The 17,939-nt window shown below is 56.0% G+C and carries 17 protein-coding genes; 11 read left to right on the top strand and 6 right to left on the bottom strand.

Features of this window, described 5'->3' with window-relative positions; all coding sequences use genetic code 11:
- Window positions 1–22 precede the first annotated feature (22 nt).
- From urtA to urtE, 5 genes are read left to right on the top strand one after another with little or no spacing between them, the layout of a single operon-like run.
- Window positions 23–1,294, top strand: a complete 1,272-nt coding sequence (gene urtA / locus ACVV26_RS11730; protein ID WP_474797143.1) for an urea ABC transporter substrate-binding protein — start codon at window positions 23–25, stop codon at window positions 1,292–1,294.
- A 57-nt stretch (window positions 1,295–1,351) separates the two neighbouring features.
- A complete protein-coding gene (urtB, locus tag ACVV26_RS11725; RefSeq protein ID WP_474797142.1) occupies window positions 1,352–2,926 on the top strand; it encodes an urea ABC transporter permease subunit UrtB in 1,575 nt (524 codons plus the stop codon).
- Window positions 2,926–3,999: an urea ABC transporter permease subunit UrtC gene (gene urtC / locus ACVV26_RS11720; RefSeq protein WP_474801830.1), complete on the top strand. Its 1,074-nt coding sequence runs from the start codon at window positions 2,926–2,928 to the stop codon at window positions 3,997–3,999. The genes urtB and urtC overlap by 1 nt, the downstream gene beginning before the upstream one ends.
- Window positions 3,999–4,796 (top strand): urea ABC transporter ATP-binding protein UrtD, encoded by a 798-nt coding sequence (gene urtD / locus ACVV26_RS11715; RefSeq protein WP_474801828.1) that lies wholly within the window; start codon window positions 3,999–4,001, stop codon window positions 4,794–4,796. Before urtC ends, urtD begins: the two co-directional genes overlap by 1 nt.
- A gap of 9 nt (window positions 4,797–4,805) precedes the next feature.
- Window positions 4,806–5,504 (top strand): urea ABC transporter ATP-binding subunit UrtE, encoded by a 699-nt coding sequence (gene urtE, locus ACVV26_RS11710; protein ID WP_474797141.1) that lies wholly within the window; start codon window positions 4,806–4,808, stop codon window positions 5,502–5,504.
- Window positions 5,505–5,538: 34 nt separating this feature from the next.
- On the opposite strand, the gene ACVV26_RS11705 is transcribed toward urtE, so the two are convergent.
- Entirely contained in the window at window positions 5,539–5,748 is a 210-nt protein-coding gene (locus ACVV26_RS11705; RefSeq protein ID WP_474797139.1) for a type II toxin-antitoxin system MqsA family antitoxin, read from the bottom strand.
- 86 nt (window positions 5,749–5,834) lie between these two features.
- Complete coding sequence (gene ydeE, locus ACVV26_RS11700; protein WP_474797138.1) at window positions 5,835–7,025, bottom strand: efflux MFS transporter YdeE; 1,191 nt, start codon at window positions 7,023–7,025, stop codon at window positions 5,835–5,837.
- A 199-nt stretch (window positions 7,026–7,224) separates the two neighbouring features.
- Here ydeE and eamA point away from each other — a divergent pair, with 199 nt between their 5' ends.
- A complete protein-coding gene (gene eamA / locus ACVV26_RS11695) occupies window positions 7,225–8,121 on the top strand; it encodes an O-acetylserine/cysteine exporter (RefSeq protein WP_474797137.1) in 897 nt (298 codons plus the stop codon).
- 34 nt (window positions 8,122–8,155) lie between these two features.
- On the opposite strand, the gene marB is transcribed toward eamA, so the two are convergent.
- The 3 genes from marB to marR are packed head-to-tail and all read right to left on the bottom strand — an operon-like array spanning window position 8,156 to window position 9,227.
- On the bottom strand, window positions 8,156–8,359 hold the full coding sequence (gene marB / locus ACVV26_RS11690; protein WP_125293355.1) for a multiple antibiotic resistance regulatory protein MarB: 204 nt from the start codon (window positions 8,357–8,359) through the stop codon (window positions 8,156–8,158).
- 41 nt (window positions 8,360–8,400) lie between these two features.
- Window positions 8,401–8,775 (bottom strand): MDR efflux pump AcrAB transcriptional activator MarA, encoded by a 375-nt coding sequence (gene marA, locus ACVV26_RS11685; protein ID WP_312984351.1) that lies wholly within the window; start codon window positions 8,773–8,775, stop codon window positions 8,401–8,403.
- Between the two features lie 17 nt (window positions 8,776–8,792).
- Window positions 8,793–9,227, bottom strand: coding sequence for a multiple antibiotic resistance transcriptional regulator MarR (gene marR / locus ACVV26_RS11680; RefSeq protein ID WP_474801826.1), 435 nt, complete (start codon window positions 9,225–9,227; stop codon window positions 8,793–8,795).
- A gap of 264 nt (window positions 9,228–9,491) precedes the next feature.
- Here marR and ACVV26_RS11675 point away from each other — a divergent pair, with 264 nt between their 5' ends.
- Window positions 9,492–10,163, top strand: a complete 672-nt coding sequence (locus ACVV26_RS11675; RefSeq protein WP_474797135.1) for a MarC family NAAT transporter — start codon at window positions 9,492–9,494, stop codon at window positions 10,161–10,163.
- 80 nt (window positions 10,164–10,243) lie between these two features.
- On the opposite strand, the gene ACVV26_RS11670 is transcribed toward ACVV26_RS11675, so the two are convergent.
- Window positions 10,244–11,449: a sugar transporter gene (locus tag ACVV26_RS11670; RefSeq protein ID WP_474797134.1), complete on the bottom strand. Its 1,206-nt coding sequence runs from the start codon at window positions 11,447–11,449 to the stop codon at window positions 10,244–10,246.
- A 527-nt stretch (window positions 11,450–11,976) separates the two neighbouring features.
- Between ACVV26_RS11670 and tdcB the strand changes: the two genes are divergently transcribed.
- The 4 genes from tdcB to pflB are packed head-to-tail and all read left to right on the top strand — an operon-like array spanning window position 11,977 to window position 17,923.
- Window positions 11,977–12,969, top strand: coding sequence for a bifunctional threonine ammonia-lyase/L-serine ammonia-lyase TdcB (gene tdcB, locus ACVV26_RS11665; RefSeq protein WP_312984345.1), 993 nt, complete (start codon window positions 11,977–11,979; stop codon window positions 12,967–12,969).
- Between the two features lie 24 nt (window positions 12,970–12,993).
- Window positions 12,994–14,328 carry a threonine/serine transporter TdcC gene (gene tdcC, locus ACVV26_RS11660; protein WP_474797133.1) on the top strand — a complete coding sequence of 445 codons (1,335 nt, stop codon included), beginning with the start codon at window positions 12,994–12,996 and terminating at the stop codon, window positions 14,326–14,328.
- Between the two features lie 53 nt (window positions 14,329–14,381).
- Entirely contained in the window at window positions 14,382–15,590 is a 1,209-nt protein-coding gene (gene tdcD, locus ACVV26_RS11655; RefSeq protein ID WP_474797132.1) for a propionate kinase, read from the top strand.
- A 41-nt stretch (window positions 15,591–15,631) separates the two neighbouring features.
- Window positions 15,632–17,923: a formate C-acetyltransferase gene (gene pflB / locus ACVV26_RS11650; protein WP_474797130.1), complete on the top strand. Its 2,292-nt coding sequence runs from the start codon at window positions 15,632–15,634 to the stop codon at window positions 17,921–17,923.
- The last annotated feature ends 16 nt before the right edge of the window (window positions 17,924–17,939 follow it).

The raw sequence follows: 17,939 nt of genomic DNA, 5'->3' as shown, positions 1-17,939 counted from the left end.
ACAATTTTTCGGAGTGATCTTTATGCAACGACGTACCTTGTTAAAAGCGTTTGCCCTCTGCGCGTCCGTGTCGGCGATGGGTATGGCCTTCAGCGTTCAGGCTGCGGATACCATCAAAGTGGGGATTATGCACTCGCTGTCCGGCACGATGGCGATTTCCGAGACGCCGCTGAAAAACGTGGCGCTGATGACCATCGACGAGATCAACGCCAAAGGCGGCGTTCTGGGTAAAAAACTCGAACCGGTAGTCGTCGACCCGGCATCCAACTGGCCGCTGTTTGCGGAGAAAGCCCGCCAGCTACTGAGCCAGGATAAAGTCGACGTGGTATTCGGCTGCTGGACCTCGGTATCCCGCAAATCGGTGCTGCCGGTTTTCGAAGAGCTGAACGGGCTGCTGTTCTACCCGGTGCAGTATGAAGGCGAAGAGATGTCGCCGAACGTGTTCTACACCGGGGCCGCGCCGAACCAGCAGGCGATCCCGGCGGTGGAATACCTGATGAGCGAAGACGGCGGCGGCGCGAAGCGTTTCTTCCTGCTGGGCACCGACTATGTGTACCCGCGTACCACCAACAAGATCCTGCGTTCATTCCTGCACTCTAAAGGCGTGGCGGATAAGGATATCGAAGAGGTCTACACCCCGTTTGGCCACAGCGATTACCAGACCATCGTGGCTAATATCAAAAAATTCTCGGCGGGTGGCAAAACGGCGGTGATCTCCACCATCAACGGTGACTCCAACGTCCCGTTCTATAAAGAGCTGGCTAACCAGGCGGTGAAAGCCACCGACGTGCCGGTGGTGGCGTTCTCGGTGGGCGAAGAGGAACTGCGCGGGATCGACACCAAACCGCTGGTCGGCAACCTCGCGGCGTGGAACTACTTTGAATCGGTGGATAACCCCACCAATACCCAGTTTGTCGCCGCGTACAAAGCCTGGGCCAAAGCCAATAAAGTGCCGAACGCCGATAGCGTAGTGACCAACGATCCGATGGAAGCCACCTGGGTGGGCATCCATATGTGGGCCCAGGCGGTCGAGAAAGCGGGTACCACCGATGTGGATAAAGTGCGCGCCGCCATGGCCGGGCAAACCGTCAAAGCCCCGTCCGGCTTTACCCTGACCATGGACGCCACCAACCATCATCTTCACAAGCCGGTGATGATTGGCGAGATCGAGGGTAACGGTCAGTTCAACGTGGTATGGCAGACCGAACAGCCGGTACGCGCCCAGCCCTGGAGCCCGTTTATCGCCGGTAACGACAAAAAATCCGACCAGCCGGTGAAAACCGCCAGCAACTAAGCCGTATGCCTCCCGGCGACGGGAGGCTGTGTGACGCAGAGCCGATGCGGAGACGCGATGATGAAATTCGCCACCTTGTGGTATGTGCTGTGGGTGATGCTGCTGCTACCAGCACGGGCATGGGCCGCCGATGGCGATGACTTTGGGCGGGCCAACCGGAGCGAACAGGCGAAAATGCTGGAAACCTGGGGCACTGCGCCCGAACCCAGCCGATTGCCCTTTTTGAAAGCGCTGGCCGCCGAGCGGGTGGTGCTGGATAGCCATAAACAGGTTTTTGACGACAACGCCGGAACCCTGACACCGTTGGGCGATGCCGCTGCGCCAGCGGGGGAGACGCAAAAGCTGCGCCTGACTAACCGGCTGCGTAATCTGGCTGCAGCTGCGCTGGCATCTCACTATCTGGTGAGTGACAACGTCACGGAACGATTGCGCGCAGCCCGGACATTGCAGCGTGACGCCAGCCCGGAAATGGCCGCGCTGCTGGAAACCCGTCGTCAGCAGGAAACCGATGGCGCGGTGCGCGAGGCGCTGATTACCGCGCTGGCGCTGCTCAATCTTAATCATTCTCAACCCGCTATCCGCCTGGCGGCGGTGCAACAGTTGGAAAGCTCCGGCTCGCCGCAGGTACAGGCGCGGCTGCAACCGTTAACCGATCCCCACAATGAAAGCGACGCCGACGTGCGCGCCCAGGCGGAAAAAAGCGTTAAGGCCATCGGCCAGCGCCTGATGTGGGGCGAGCTGGCGGGTCAGGCGTTTATGGGCCTGTCGCTGGGGTCGATTCTGCTGCTGGCGGCGCTGGGTCTTGCGATCACCTACGGGCTATTGGGGGTGATCAATATGGCCCACGGCGAAATGCTGATGCTGGGCGCGTACAGCACCTGGCTTACCCAGAACGCCTTCGCCGCCTGGGCGCCCCAGTGGCTGGCTCTCTATCCGCTGGTGGCGCTGCCGGTGGCGTTTCTGGTCACGGCGGGGATCGGCATGGCGCTGGAGCGCAGCGTGATCCGCCATCTTTACGGGCGACCGCTGGAAACGCTGCTCGCCACCTGGGGCATCAGCCTGATGCTGATCCAGATTGTGCGGATGGTATTCGGGGCGCAAAACGTTGAAGTGGCGAACCCGGCGTGGCTCTCCGACGGTATTCAGGTATTGCCGAACCTGATCCTGCCGTGGAACCGGGTGGCGGTGATTGGCTTTGTGCTGCTGGTGCTGGCCTTCACCTGGCTGCTGCTCAACCGCACCCGGCTGGGGATGAACGTGCGGGCGGTAACCCAGAACCGCGCGATGGCGGCGTGCTGCGGCGTACCGGAAGGGCGCGTGGATATGCTGGCGTTCGGCCTGGGTTCCGGCATCGCCGGGCTGGGCGGCGTGGCGCTGTCGCAATTGGGCAACGTCGGCCCGGAACTTGGCCAGGGCTACATCATCGATTCGTTTTTAGTGGTGGTACTGGGCGGCGTCGGCCAACTGGCAGGCAGCGTGGCGGCGGCGTTCAGCCTCGGCATCCTGAATAAAATCCTCGAACCACAGCTCGGCGCGGTATTGGGCAAGATCCTGATCCTGCTGTTGATTGTGCTGTTTATCCAGAAACGTCCCCAGGGCCTGTTTGCACTCAAAGGGAGGGTTGTCGAATGATTAGCCTGCCGTTAACCACTGCCGCCACCCGGCGGCGGCCAAAACTGAGCCTGGCGCTGGGCGGCGCGATGCTGGCGGCGCTGCTGGTGCTGCCGTTCCTGGCGCTGCTGCCCGCCGCGCACCCGCTGCACCTGTCGGAGTGGATGCTGACGCTGGTAGGCAAAATCCTCTGCTACGCCATCATGGCGGTGGCGCTGGATCTGGTGTGGGGCTACGCCGGGATGCTGTCGCTGGGCCACGGGCTGTTTTTCGCCCTCGGCGGCTACGCGATGGGGATGTACTTAATGCGCCAGGCCGCCGGTAACGGGCTGCCGGAGTTTATGAGCTTCTTGTCCTGGAGCGAGTTGCCCTGGTACTGGTTCGGCACCCGCAGTTTCCTCTGGACGCTGATGCTGATTGTGCTGGTGCCGGGCCTGTTGGCGCTGCTGTTTGGCTACTTTGCGTTTCGCTCGAAAATTAAAGGCGTTTACTTCTCGATCATGACCCAGGCGCTGACCTGGGCCGGAATGCTGCTGTTTTTCCGCAATGAAACCGGCTTCGGCGGTAATAACGGTTTTACCGGGTTTACCACGCTGCTCGGGATGCCGGTAACCGCCACCGGCACGCGAATCGGGCTGTTTGTCGCCACGGTGCTGGTGTTAACCCTCAGCCTGGCGATCGGCTGGCTGCTGGCGAAAAGCAAATTTGGCCGGGTGCTGACGGCGGTGCGCGACGCGGAAAGCCGCCTGACGTTCTGCGGTTACGATCCTAAAGGTTTCAAGTTGCTGGTCTGGACGCTGTCGGCGGTGCTGTGCGGGCTGGCAGGGGCGCTGTATGTGCCGCAGGTGGGCATTATCAACCCTGGCGAAATGTCGCCTACTAACTCCATCGAGGCGGCGATCTGGGTGGCGCTGGGCGGGCGCGGCACGCTGATCGGCCCGGTGATCGGCGCGGGTCTGGTCAATGGCGCCAAAAGCCTGTTCACCGTGGTGATGCCCGAATACTGGCTGCTGTTTCTCGGGCTGATGTTTATCCTGGTGACGCGCTTTTTACCGCGCGGTGTGGTGGGTCTGATTAAGCGAGGTAAACAATGATGCAACCGGATGAAGGGCTGTTTACCCGCCAGCAGATGACCGATCGCTACCGTTCACAAACCGACCCGGTGCTGCAACTGGAAAATATCAACGTCAGTTTCGACGGGTTTAAGGCGCTGACCGATCTCAGTTTGCAGATTGGCGTGGGTGAATTGCGCTGCATTATCGGCCCCAACGGCGCGGGGAAAACCACGTTGATGGACGTGATCACCGGGAAAACCCGGCCCCAAAGCGGGCGGGCAATTTATGACCAGTCCACTGACTTAACCGCGCTGTCGTCAATCGATATCGCCCGCCAGGGCATCGGGCGAAAATTTCAGAAGCCAACGGTGTTTGAAGCCCTGAGCGTGTTTGAAAACCTTGAACTGGCGCAAAAAGGCGATAAATCGGTGTGGGGCACGCTGCGGGCGCGACTCAGCGGTGAAAAGCGTGACCGCATCGACGAGATTTTAAGCCTGCTGCGGCTTAACGCCGAACGCCATCGCGCTGCGGGTACGCTATCCCACGGACAAAAGCAGTTTCTGGAGATCGGCATGTTGCTGATTCAGGAGCCGCATCTGCTGTTGCTGGATGAGCCTGCTGCGGGCATGACCGACGCGGAAACCGAATACAGCGCCGAGCTGTTCCGCACGCTGGCGGGAAAGCATTCGCTGATGGTAGTGGAGCACGATATGGGTTTTGTTGAGACCATCGCCGACCGGGTGACGGTGCTGCATCAGGGGCAGGTGCTGGCGGAAGGGTCGCTGCGCGAGGTACAGAACAACGAGCAGGTTATCGATGTCTATTTAGGGCGCTAAGGAGCGTGCATGTTAACGGTAAGTGGTCTGAATCAATATTACGGCGGCAGCCATATTCTGCGCGGCGTGTCTTTCGAGGTGCAGCCCGGTGAGGTGACCTGCCTGCTGGGGCGTAACGGCGTAGGGAAAAGCACCTTGTTGAAGTGCCTGATGGGGCTGATCGCCGCCCGTTCCGGCGACGTTCACTTTCAGGATAAAAACATCACCCGCCTGAAGCCGCACCAGCGGGTGCGGGCAGGCATGGCGTATGTGCCCCAGGGCCGGGAAATATTCCCACGCTTAACGGTGGAGGAAAATTTGTTGATGGGGCTGTCGCGCTTCTCCGGTCGCGACGCGCGCACTGTTCCTGAGGAAATCTACGCGCTGTTCCCGGTGCTGCACGAGATGAAACAGCGGCGCGGCGGCGATCTCTCCGGCGGCCAACAGCAGCAGTTGGCGATTGGACGGGCGCTGGCCTGCCGCCCTCAGTTGCTGATTCTGGATGAACCGACGGAGGGCATCCAGCCGTCGGTGATTAAACAGATCGGCGCAGTGATTGCTGAACTGGCGAAGCGCGGGGATATGGCGATATTGCTGGTGGAGCAGTTTTACGACTTCGCCGCCGAACTGGCGGACTACTATCTGGTGATGTCGCGCGGCGAAATTATCCAGCGCGGCGCGGGCAACCAGATGGAGCAGGATGGGGTCAGGGGGCTGGTGGCGATTTGAGCCGGGCGATGGCCCGGCAATTGACTGAAACAGATTAGACAGAATTATGTTCTTCTGACTTCAACTTTGCGGCCTGGCTACAGAAAGCCTCGCATTCTTCCGGAGTGAAGATAATTTCACCGCATTTATCGCAATACTCGCCGGAAATGCCGTTAAGCGTTGTCTTTCCGGTTTGATGTTCATAAGGCAGATCGCGGGTCACATGGGTTAAATAACCGCCGCCGCAAATTAAACATTTCTTCATTATCATTCCTTAAAGGATTGACTCAGTTGGTTGTTAACCGCGCAGATCTTATATCTGCAAAGTTTAAAAAGGCATCTGCCTGAATCTTAAACACACCCCGTTACCGTCGCCGCTCGCGGCGCGCGCATCCCTTTCAACATCAGCAGGTACGCGCCCGTCGTCGCCACCATCAGAATGGCGAACAGCGACCAGGGCGGCAGGTAAGTTAAGATAATCCCGGTGACCAGCGGGTTGAGCGCGCCGCCGAGCCAGCCCAGCGACTGGGCCGAGAAGTAGCTGGCCTTCAAACCGTTGGGCGCGATGTTATCCACCAGCATATATTCGCCAGGCGCGAAGATGAGTTCCCCAAAGGTAAACACGGCGGCAGACAGCCCCCAAATCCAGAGACTGGCACCGGCAAACATAAATCCGCCAAGCCCCAGCAGGAAAAACAGTGTGCCTAACAGCATCAGGCGCTTGAGGTTTTCGGCACGAATACGTTTCCCCACCATGTACTGTAACGACACCACCACCGCCGCGTTCACCGGCAGCACCACGCCTATGACGGTTTCCGCCAGCCGGTTGTCCGCCACTACCATCACGTATTGCGCGATGCAGGAGGCGAAAGAGCCAAACACCAGCGAGCCGAGAAACGCCGAGAGCGTGAAGTAAATCAGCGCGCGGTCCTGCAACAATACGGCGATGACGTTGCGCTTTTCGGCCTGGCTATCCGGTTGGGTGTGTAACGGCTTAACGCAGCACTGGATCAGCACAAACGGGATCGAACTGCTGATAGCCGCCAGCCAGAACGGCATATTCACGCCGTAAAGCAGCAACCAGGTGCCGAGCGGCGGCCCGAGGGTCCAGCCGATATTTAAAAAGGTGTAGTTTAGCGAAAAGACTTTGGCTTTTACCGCCGGGGTGAGGGTGTCGGAAAAGTAGCTTTTCAGTACCGTGGCGAATACCGAATAGGCGCAGTTCACCAGCGAAAACCACGCCACCACCAGTGCCGCATGATGCGTGAGCGGGATGGCCACAAAGCCGCCGACAAACACGGTGATGGCCAACAGCATATAGCGCTTTTTCTCGAAGCGGTCGGCCAGGATGCCGAACCCCAGGCTAAAGAACACGCCCACCGTCAGGGCGATACTCATGGCGATACCAATCTGGTCCACCGGCATCGCGTACTGGCGATTTAAATAGATGGACATAAAGGGCAGCGTCGCGCCGCGTCCGATGGTTAACAGGAGCGATGAGGCGAGCAGTGCGCCAATAGAAAATGTGTGTCTGGGCTGCATATTGTAATCTTTTTGTAATTAACAGTGGGTTGTGCTGCGGTTGTTATGCCATCAAGCAATACCACGGCATACCGGCGTTGTACACCCAGCCCTTTGTTCTGGCGTGCTTTTTAACAAGGCATATTTTGGTGATGCCTTTTTGTAAAGTTTTGCGGTAGGGTGAAGTGTTAACACTTTTTTAATTATTTTGGGGCAGGGTATGACACGTAAAGATGGGCTACTGGCGCTGCTGGTGGTGACGGTGTGGGGAGTCAATTTTGTTGTCATCAAGTGGGGGCTGCACGCCATGCCCCCGTTGCTGCTGGCGGGGTTACGTTTTCTGCTGGTCGCTTTTCCGGCGCTGTTTTTTGTCGCCCGTCCGAAAGTCCCGCTACGCCTGCTGCTGGGTTATGGATTGACCATCAGCTTTGGGCAGTTCGCCTTTCTGTTCTGTGCCATTAAATTCGGTATGCCTGCCGGGCTGGCGTCGCTGGTGCTTCAGGCCCAGGCGTTTTTCACCATTATTCTCGGGGCGTTGACCTTTGGCGAACGCCTACAGTCGCGCCAGATGGCGGGGATTCTGCTGGCAGTCGTTGGCGTGCTGGTGCTGATTGAAGCCAGCCTCACCGGCGAGCACGTGCCGCTGCTGGGCTTTATGCTGACGCTGGGCGGTGCCTTTAGCTGGGCCTGCGGCAATATTTTTAATAAGAAGATCATGCAGCACGACGCGCGCCCGGCGGTCATGTCACTGGTGGTGTGGAGCGCCCTGATCCCCATCGCGCCGTTTTTGGTGGCCAGTATGCTGCTGGACGGCCCAACCACGGTGGTGTTGAGCCTGATGCATATCGACATGGTGACGATCCTGTCGCTGTTGTACCTGGCGTTTGGCGCAACCATTGTGGGGTACGGGATTTGGGGCACGCTGTTAGGGCGTTATGAAACCTGGCGCGTAGCGCCGCTGTCGCTGCTGGTGCCGGTGGTTGGCCTGGCCAGTGCGGCGTTGTTATTAGATGAGCGGCTGTCGTGGTTGCAGATGTGCGGGGCGGTGTTGATTATGGCAGGGCTGTACATCAATGTGTTTGGCTTCCCAATGGCGCGCAAAACGCGCCGGGTGTGAGTGACCCTGGCGGGCATAAAGCCCGCCAGCAAACTCAGTTGTAGTACGCCACCCCAAGCTCATCAGACTTATCGCTGCCCGCGCCGCGATGGTTGAAATCATACGGTGAGGTGCAGTTGGTGGTAGACGTCAGCATGGGGTCGCGGGCTTCCTGATGGCTAAAGCCGGTGGATTGCTCCGCCGCAGCAGAGCCTGTCGCCAGTACCAGCAGGGCGCAGGCTGCTAAGACGTATTTCATGATTTCCTCAGTCACGTTCGAAACGCGAATTTAATGCAGGTTTAATGATGGATTCGGTGTAAATACAGCGCATCGTTCGCGGTGGCATTCACGCGGAACTTATGCGGCGGCAGCGAAAAATAGTTTTTGAACGTGCGGGTTAAGGTTTGCTGCGATTCAAACCCATAGCGCTCCGCCAAAAACAGGATCGGTTCGTTGCTGCTTTTCAACTGCTGTGCGATTTCAGTCAGTTTGCGATTACGGATGTATTGGCCTAATGAATGGCCGGTTTCTTTTTTGAACATCCGTTGCAGGTGCCATTTCGAATAACCTGAGCGTTCGGACACCTTCTCCAGTGAAAGCGGGGACTCCAGATTCTCTTCAATCCAGTCCAAAATGCTATGAATCGTCACCGCATCATTGTTACGTCTGGACATCGTCTTATCTCCGTCGATTACGGCAGAACCTTCTTGAGCAGGTATTCAAGGGTTGCCACTTCTTCTGCCGTCATATTTTTAGTTAATTCTTGATGCAGGGTTTGCCCTACTAATTGATGACATTGCTCACACAGCGCAGCGCCCTCAGGCGTTAACTGGATCAGTACGCCGCGCTTGTCGTTGGGGTTCGGCAAGCGTTCGATCCAGCCTTTGCAGACCAGGCGGTCAAGCATGCGGGTCAGGGCGCCTAAATCTACCGATAGCACCTTTTTCAGCTCCACCGGCGTAATGGAACCTCCACAGCGTATGGAACACAGCACTTTGAACTGCGCGGCGGTGATATCCATCGGGGAGAGGTAGTCATTAAGCAAACGATCTTTTTTTTGATTCACCAGATGGATCAGGCGACCCAGCGGGATGATGTTATTAAACAGATCGTCGGGATTATTCACGGTGTTTGCCCAGGCAAGTAGATTAGTCACGGCAGATATTATTGCCCAGGCAAATATAAGTCAACTGAATGAAAAGAAGATGACACGATCTGCTAAAACGTTTCATAAGTTAAACTTTTAATGGCGAAATGTTACTCGCACCAGAAGGGAATTGGGCAGCAAACCGGGTTTGTAAAGAACGCGACGAAACCTTACGCTTTGATGATGGTATCCCGGCGCGGGCCTCCTTATACTCCGCCTGCCATTCACAGGAAGAGGATTGATATGCTGGAATTATTTAAGGCTCTGGGGCTTGGACTGGTGGTGCTGTTACCGCTGGCAAACCCGCTCACCACCGTGGCGCTGTTTTTGGGATTATCCGGCCATATGAGCAGCGCCGAGCGCAACCGCACGGCGCTGATGACGTCGATTAACGTGGTGGTCATCATGCTGGTGGCGTGGTACGCCGGTCAGCTGGTGATGGATACCTTCGGCATTTCGATACCCGGTCTGCGTATTGCTGGCGGCCTGATTGTGGCGTTTATCGGTTTTCGGATGCTGTTCCCGCCGGCTAAAGGCCATGAGGCTCCGGAGGTGCAGAGCAAAGCCGAAGAGATCCATCAGGAGCCGGACACCAATATCGCCTTTGTGCCGCTGGCGATGCCGAGCACTGCCGGGCCCGGCACTATTGCAATGATCATCAGTTCCGCCTCCACGCTGCGCCATTCCGATGCGTTTCCGGCCTGGATTGTCGCCGTTGCGCCGCCGCTGCTGTTTATCATTATCGGCATTATTCTCTGGGGCAGTTTGCGGAGCTCCGGCGCGGTAATGCGCGTGGTCGGCAAAGGCGGGATAGAGGCGATTTCACGCCTGATGGGCTTTCTGCTGGTCTGTATGGGTGTGCAGTTCATTATCAACGGCGTGCTTGAGATTGTGACCAGCTATCACGGAGGGTAAGCAACTGCCGGAGAATATCCGCGCCCGCCTGGCCTGGAACCCGGGGTTCACCTGGCTGGCGGGCGTGATGAAACGCGCGCTTAGTTCGGGTTAACCTGGCGGGGCGGTTCTTCCAGCGACACCGGCCAGCGGCGGAAAATAATCACAGCCCAACCCAGCGCCGCCAGCGCGGGGATCGCGCCGATATAGCCCACCGAGGCCATTGAAAAATTCATGCTCACCAGGTTGCCGACCAGCGCGCCCGCGCCGATGCCAATATTAAAAATGCCGGAAAACAGCGACATCGCCACATCGGTGGCGTCCGGGGCCAGTGCCAGCACTTTCACCTGCATCCCCAGTGCGATCAGCATAATCGCCACCCCCCAGAAGGCGCACAGCGCGGTCAGCGACCATGTGTTACGACTGGCGGGCAACAGCAGAAGCAGGCAGCACACCAGCAGGGCTATCGCCATACCGATCAGCAGCGAGGCGTGCTGGTTGCCCAGTTTGCCGAAAATCACGCTACCGATAATGCCGGTAAAGCCCAGCACCAGCAGCATATATGTCGCGAAGTTTTCGCTCAGCCCCGCCACGGTCTGCACAAACGGCTCGATATAGCTGTAGGCGGTAAAGTGCGCGGTCACGACCACTACCGTCAGAATATAAATACTGATTAACGCCGGACGGCGGAACAATACTGGCAGGCTTTTTAATGAACCGGAGTGCTCGCTCGGCAGTTTCGGCAGCAGGCGCGCCAGACACACCAGGGTAATTAATGCGCCCATCCCGATGGCGAAGAAGGTGGTACGCCAGCCGAAGTACTGCCCGACCACGCGGCCAATCGGGATACCCAGCACGGATGCCAGCGCGGTGCCGGTGGCGATCAGGCTTAGCGCCTGGGCGCGTTTGCCCGCCGGGGCCAGGCGGATTGCCAGCGAGGCGGTAATCGACCAGAAAATCGCATGAGCGAACGCAATGCCGACGCGGCTGATAACCAGTACTTCAAAATTCCAGGCCAGAAACGACACAATATGGCTGGCGATAAACACCACAAACAGCGCAATCAACAGCTTGCGACGCTCAATCTGGCTGGTAAGCAGCATAAAGGGCAGGGACATCAACCCCACCACCCAGGCGTAAATCGTCAGCATGATGCCCGCCTGGGCGCTTTGCATACCAAAGCTGCTGGCGATGTCCGACAGTAAACCCACCGGCACAAACTCGGTGGTGTTAAAGATGAATGCGGCGACAGCAAGCGTAACCACCCGCAGCCACGCGGTTTTGCGTGAGACTGTGTTGTTTGTCATAGAGAAGTATCGCGATGGTTAAGAAATGGTGGGAGTAAGGCGATCATAAAACCATCACTCCGGTGAATTCAATCTTTTTGTGACGCAAATCTCATTTTTAACTGCAAGGAAAGACGTGTAAAAATCGGCAAAACTTGCTTGCAGAAAAAACGTTGGCTGAAAAACATTCAGACTGCTTATGATCATGAATCAACCCATAAGTAAATAATATGTTAATAATTGGTAAGCTGTGTAATTTATAGTTTATTTAAAAGCGCTGCATTTAATTCACGAATTAACTTTTGATTTAAATTTAAACATATTGCTCCTAAAGAGGTATTACTATTTTTATTTAATTCGCATTAGTTAAATTAATCCGAAATTATTAAAATGTCGACCCCGTAGCATTTTCTTAATTAATTACTCTCCGAAAACATTGACCGGGGGCGTTTTGACGTGTGTGTCACATTAATGGTGGTGGATGTACCTTAGGATCGCCGCGTCTTGAAAATAAAACTCTGTATCAGACGGCTACGAAAGGATTTACCATGATAACCTACGATAATCTTCCACTGACCATCCATGACATAATGGAAGCCCGCACCCGTCTTAATGGGCGCATCTATAAAACCGGTCAACCGCGTTCCAATTATTTAAGCGAACGTTGCAAGGGAGAAATATTTCTTAAATTTGAAAACATGCAACGCACCGGGTCATTTAAAATTCGTGGAGCCTTTAATAAATTAAGTTCGTTAACTGAAGATGAAAAGCGTCAGGGTGTTGTCGCATGCTCAGCAGGCAACCATGCTCAGGGTGTTTCTCTTTCTTGCGCCATGCTGGGAATTAACGGAAAGGTGGTCATGCCTTCCTGCGCGCCGAAATCAAAAGTGGCCGCAACCACCGATTATTCTGCGGAAGTGATTCTGCACGGAAATAGCTTTAACGAAACTATCGCTAAAGCCAGCGAAATTATGGAAATGGAAGGACGTTTATTTATCCCGCCATTTGATGACGAAAAAGTCATCGCCGGCCAGGGCACCATTGGCCTTGAAATTCTTGAAGATTTATACGATGTGGATAACGTTATTGTGCCAATCGGCGGCGGCGGACTGATTGCCGGCGTGGCGCTGGCAATTAAATCCATCAACCCGCGCATTAATATTATCGGCGTACAGTCAGAAAACGTTCACGGAATGGCGTCTTCTTATTATGCCGGCCACATTACCAATCACCGTAATGCCGGAACGTTAGCCGACGGCTGTGATGTCGCGCGTCCGGGCATTTTAACGTACGAAATCGTTAAAGATCTGGTCACGGATATTGTACTGGTCACCGAAGAAGAGATTCGTTCCAGTATGGTTCACCTGATCCAGAGAAATAAAATTATCACTGAAGGGGCAGGGGCTTTAGCCAGCGCTGCATTATTAAGCGGCAAGCTTGATCATTATATCCAGGGTAAGAAAACCGTTAGCATTATTTCCGGTGGCAATATTGACCTGTCGCGCGTATCGCAAATTACCGGTCTTGAAACCACTCACTAATAATTTTTGTACAGGATACTTCAAATGAGTTTGGATAATACTGTTGTAACCGGTCAGAAAGCGTCGGGCTTCGCCTGGCGTAAATCTGACACCACGTGGACACTCGGTCTGTTTGGTACGGCAATCGGCGCTGGGGTATTATTTTTCCCGATTCGCGCCGGTTTCGGTGGCTTAATTCCAATTTTATTAATGTTAGTGCTGGCTTACCCGATCGCTTTTTATTGCCACCGCGCGCTGGCTCGCTTGTGCCTGTCCGGCAGTAATCCATCGGGCAACATCACCGAAACCGTCGAAGAGCACTTCGGTAAAACCGGCGGCGTGGTGATTACCTTCTTGTACTTCTTCGCGATTTGTCCGCTGCTGTGGATTTATGGCGTAACCATCACCAACACCTTTATGACTTTCTGGGTTAACCAGCTTGGCATGGAACCGTTGAACCGCGGCTTTGTAGCGCTGTTCCTGCTGCTGCTGATGGCATTCGTTATCTGGTTTGGTAAAGACCTGATGGTGAAAGTCATGAGCTTCCTGGTATTCCCGTTCATCGCCAGCCTGGTGCTGATTTCCCTGTCGCTGATCCCTTACTGGAACGGTGCGGTGATCGAGCAGGCCAGCGTCGCGGATATCTCCCTGCTGGGCCATGACGGTATTCTGGTCACCGTATGGTTGGGGATATCCATCATGGTGTTCTCCTTTAACTTCTCGCCGATTGTCTCTTCTTTCGTGGTGTCTAAACGCGAAGAGTACGAAGGCGAATTCGGTAAAGAGTACACCGAGAAGAAATGCTCCCAGATTATCTCCCGCGCCAGCATGTTGATGGTTGCCGTGGTGATGTTCTTTGCCTTTAGCTGCCTGTTCACGCTGTCTCCGGCCAACATGGCGGAAGCCAAAGCGCAGAACATTCCGGTGCTGTCTTACCTGGCTAACCACTTTGCCTCTATGAGCGGAACCAAATCGACGTTCGCAACCGTTCTGGAATATGCCGCGTCCCTGATTGCGCTGGTCGCGATTTTCAAATCCTTCTTCGGCCACTATCTGGGCACCCTGGAAGGTCTCAACGGCCTGATCCTGAAGTTTGGTTACAAAGGCGACAAAAACAAAATCTCTGAAAGCAAGCTGAACACCATCAGCATGGTCTTCATCATGGGCTCCACCTGGGTTGTGGCTTACGCGAACCCGAACATCCTGGACCTGATTGAAGCCATGGGTGCGCCGATTATCGCTTCTCTGCTGTGTCTGCTGCCGATGTACGCGATTGGTAAAACCCCGGCGATGGCGAAATACAAAGGTCGTGCGGATAACTTCTTCGTAACCGTGATTGGCCTGCTGACCATCCTGAACATCGCTTACAAACTGTTCTAATCCCCACTCTATTAACCTCAAAGCCCACCCGAAAGGGTGGGCGGAGCAGTGTAATGAACGTAGATTCTGTAGTTCTTGTTATTAATTGTGGCTCCTCGTCGATCAAATTTTCCGTTTTAGACGTTGAGCATTGCGACGTGGTTCTTTCCGGCATTGCCGATAGCATTGGTTCTGACAATGCCCTCCTGGTGGTGGATAAAACCACTGAAATTAAACTTGCTGACAGCACCTACGACGCCGCGCTGGCGGCCATCGCCGGGGAGCTGGATAAGCGCCAGTTAATGGATGCGGTGACGTTAATCGGCCATCGCATCGCCCACGGCGGCGAGATTTTTAGCGACGCGGTGATCGTTACTGATGACGTCGTCGAGCAAATCAAGAAAGTCTCACCGCTGGCGCCACTGCACAACTACGCCAACCTGGCGGGTGTGGAAGCCGCGCGCCATCTGTTCCCCGGGTTGCCGCAGGTCGCGGTGTTCGATACCGGTTTTCATCAAACCTTAAAGCCGGAAGCGTATCTCTACGGTCTGCCTTATCAGTACGCAGAACAGCACGGCGTGCGCCGCTACGGATTCCACGGCACTTCGCACCGCTATGTCGCCAGCGAAGCCGTTACGCTGCTTAATCTGGATGAGAACGATGCCGGGCTGGTGATTGCCCATCTGGGCAACGGTGCATCCATTTGCGCGGTACAGGATGGCAAAAGCGTCGATACCTCTATGGGCATGACCCCGCTGGAAGGGCTGATTATGGGGACCCGCAGCGGCGATGTGGATTTCGGTGCGCTGGCCTATCTCGCGCGCCAGACCGGTCAGAGCCTGGAAGATCTGGAGCGGGTAGTGAATAAAGCCTCGGGCCTGCTTGGCCTGTCGGGTTTGTCATCAGATTTACGCGTGCTGGAGCAGGCGTACCACGAAGGCCACGCGGGCGCACAGCGCGCGATTGGCGCGTTTGTCCACCGCATTGCCCGCCATATCGGCGGCCATGCCAGTTCGCTACGCCGTCTGGATGGGGTGATCTTCACCGGCGGGATCGGCGAGAACTCGGTGCTTATCCGCAATCTGGTGATGGAACGGCTGAAGGTGTTTGGCATTGAGGTAGACGAGGCCAAAAACGCCCAGCCGAACCGCGTGGGGCCGCGTGTGGTCTCTGGTGCGCAGTCACGCACCGTTGCGGCGGTGATCCCCACCAATGAAGAAAAAATGATCGCTCAGGACGCTATCCGCCTGGGCCGCCAGGTTTCACAGCCTGAATTTGCCTGATATCGAATTATTTAATCTGTACCGTACAGAGGGAGTTTGTAATGAAGGTTGATGTAGCGTTAAACGACACGTATCTCGACGCCTGGCAGGGCTTTGCTGGCTCTGACTGGCAGGAAACCATTAACGTCCGCGATTTTATTCAGCATAACTACACCCCGTATGAAGGGGACGAAAGCTTCCTTGCTGATGCGACTCCGGCTACCGTGCAGCTGTGGGAAAAGGTTATGGAAGGCATCCGCAAGGAGAACGCCACCCATGCGCCGGTAGATTTCGACACCAACATCGCCACCACCATTACCGCCCACGGGCCGGGTTACATTGAGCAGCGGCTGGAAAAAATCGTCGGCCTGCAAACCGACCAGCCGCTGAAGCGTGCGCTGCACCCCTACGGCGGCGTGAATATGATTAAAAGTTCTTTCGATGCCTATGGCCGCGAAATGGACAAAGATTTCGAGTACACCTTCACTCATCTGCGTAAAACCCATAACCAGGGCGTATTTGACGTTTATTCCCCGGATATGCTGCGCTGCCGTAAATCCGGCGTGCTGACCGGCTTGCCGGACGGCTATGGCCGTGGGCGCATTATCGGTGATTACCGCCGCGTGGCGCTGTACGGTACGGCTTATTTGATCCGCGAACGCGAATTGCAGTTTGCCGATCTGCAATCCAGGCTGGAGCGGGGCGAAGATCTGGAAGCAACGATTCGCCTGCGTGAAGAACTGGCGGAACACCGTCGTGCGCTGCAACAAATCACCGAGATGGCCGGTAACTACGGCTTCGACGTGTCCCGCCCGGCGCGTAACGCCCAGGAAGCGGTGCAGTGGCTGTACTTTGGCTATCTGGCAGCGGTGAAATCGCAGAACGGCGGCGCGATGTCGCTGGGCCGTACCGCGACTTTCCTTGATATCTATATTGAGCGCGACATCAAAGCAGGCATGCTGAATGAGGTTCAGGCCCAGGAGCTGATCGACCATTTCATTATGAAAATCCGCATGGTGCGCTTCCTCCGAACCCCGGAATTCGACACCCTGTTCTCCGGCGACCCGATTTGGGCTACCGAAGTGATCGGCGGGATGGGGCTGGATGGCCGCACCCTGGTGACTAAAAACTCATTCCGCTACCTGAATACCCTGCACACCATGGGCCCGTCGCCGGAGCCGAACCTGACCATTCTGTGGTCGGAAGCGCTGCCGAAAGCGTTTAAAGCCTATGCGGCGAAAGTCTCTATCGACACGTCTTCCTTGCAGTATGAAAACGACGACTTAATGCGCCCGGACTTTGAAAGCGACGATTACGCCATTGCCTGCTGCGTCAGCCCGATGGTGATCGGCAAGCAGATGCAGTTCTTCGGCGCGCGCGCCAACCTCGCTAAAACGCTGTTGTACTGCATCAACGGTGGGATGGATGAGAAGCTGAAAATCCAGGTTGGCCCGAAAACGCCGATGATCATGGATGAGGTGCTGGATTACGACACCGTAATGGCAAGCCTCGACAACTTTATGGACTGGCTGGCGGTACAGTACGTTAGCGCCCTGAACCTGATCCATTACATGCATGATAAGTACAGCTACGAAGCCTCGCTGATGGCGCTGCACGACCGCGATGTGCACCGCACCATGGCCTGCGGCATCGCCGGGCTGTCGGTGGCGGTAGATTCGCTGTCTGCCATTAAATATGCCCGCGTGATGCCGGTGCGCGATCACAACGGTCTGGCGCTGGATTTTGTGATTGAAGGGGAATACCCGCAATACGGCAATAACGACGATCGCGTTGACAGCATCGCCTGCGACCTGGTGTCGCGCTTTATGCAAAAAATCCAGGCGCTGCCGACCTACCGCAACGCGGTGCCGACCCAGTCGATCCTGACGATTACCTCCAACGTGGTGTACGGCCAGAAAACCGGCAATACCCCAGATGGCCGCCGTGGCGGCACGCCATTCGCGCCGGGTGCCAACCCGATGCACGGCCGCGATCGCAAAGGCGCGGTGGCATCGCTGACGTCGGTGGCGAAACTGCCGTTCAAATACGCCAAAGACGGGATTTCTTACACCTTCTCTATTGTTCCGGCGGCGCTGGGTAAAGACGAGATGGCGCGTAAGAACAACCTGGTGGGGCTGCTGGACGGGTATTTCCATCATGACGTGGCGATTGAGGGCGGACAGCACCTTAACGTTAACGTGATGAACCGCGAAATGCTGTTGGACGCTATCGATCACCCGGAGAAATATCCGACTCTGACGATCCGCGTTTCCGGCTATGCGGTGCGCTTTAACGCGCTGACCCGCGAGCAGCAGCAGGATGTGGTGTCCAGGACCTTTACCAGCGCGCTGTAATTATTGCGTGCGGCGG

This window comes from Atlantibacter sp. MEI4A-1023, from assembly GCF_056155425.1.
Note: the sequence above shows the minus strand (reverse complement) of the source record. Positions and strands in the feature narration are given on the sequence as shown.